The organism is Nostoc sp. 106C (assembly GCF_002154725.1).
Classification (GTDB): domain Bacteria; phylum Cyanobacteriota; class Cyanobacteriia; order Cyanobacteriales; family Nostocaceae; genus Aulosira.
On the sequence record NZ_MTAW01000183.1, the window covers coordinates 1 to 902 of the forward strand.

Genomic DNA, 902 nt, shown 5'->3' on the forward strand with positions numbered 1-902 from the left:
TTGTCAGAACAAGAATTAGATGTAGTTGCAGGTGGTAATGGTGGTGATGTTCTGTTTGATGCCACCCGATTCCAGTCCAATACTCTGCTCGTGGGGCAAAATACTCAATCAGGTCCAGGAGGTAGTTCCACAACTTCTACGGTAGCAAGACAAGTACTCGATACTAGTGCGATTCACTTGATTGCATTAGGTGGACACTAAATATTACAAAAACTTCAGCAGAGTTGATTCTCAAACACAAATTCATGGTGAATCAAACTCTGCTTTTACTTAACAGAAGTCCACAAATATCGATAGATTTCTTTTAGGGGTACAACGGCAATTGCCGTTGTACCCCTAACAACGTGTTTGTATCACCTCGTAAAACCCTTCGAGCATAGCTGCGCTTACCGCGTTAGTATCTCCGCAGGAGAAGAGGTTTCCCGCAGAGTAAAGTAGCAATTGCAAGCTCATCCATCACGGAGTGAGCGCAATGACTGTAAATATTTTTGTTTAGCTACTTATTACGAAAGTTTTAGATATATATACCTACTAGTATCAACGAAGGTCTTAGGGCAGTTAGCTATTTTGCAGAGTTGGGATTCAAGACGTTTTTCAGATGTTTATTCCTGGCAGGAATCCTACTATGAATACAGTTAGAACAAACAAAGCAGAGGGCAAAAAACAAAGCAATAAAAAACTTGTTTTACCTCTATTCTAACTAACTCTAAATCACACAAATAAAGGAGTCAAAATCATGTCAGTTGAAAATCAAGCCGCTATCGAATTGTCAGAACAAGAATTAGATGTAGTTGCAGGTGGTAATGGTGGTGATGTTCTGTTTGATGCCACCCGATTCCAGTCCAACACTCTGCTCGTGGGACAAAACACTCAATCAGGTCCAGGAGGTAGTTCCACAACTT

At 40.7% G+C, this 902-nt stretch carries 2 protein-coding genes; both read left to right on the forward strand.

The window, feature by feature from the left end; genetic code table 11:
- Positions 1-201, forward strand: a 201-nt coding sequence (locus BV375_RS27500) for a CTB family bacteriocin (protein ID WP_143842229.1), incomplete at its 5' end; no start/stop codon positions are given.
- 535 nt (positions 202-736) lie between these two features.
- Positions 737-902, forward strand: a 166-nt coding sequence (locus BV375_RS37225) for a CTB family bacteriocin (protein WP_166507513.1), incomplete at its 3' end; no start/stop codon positions are given.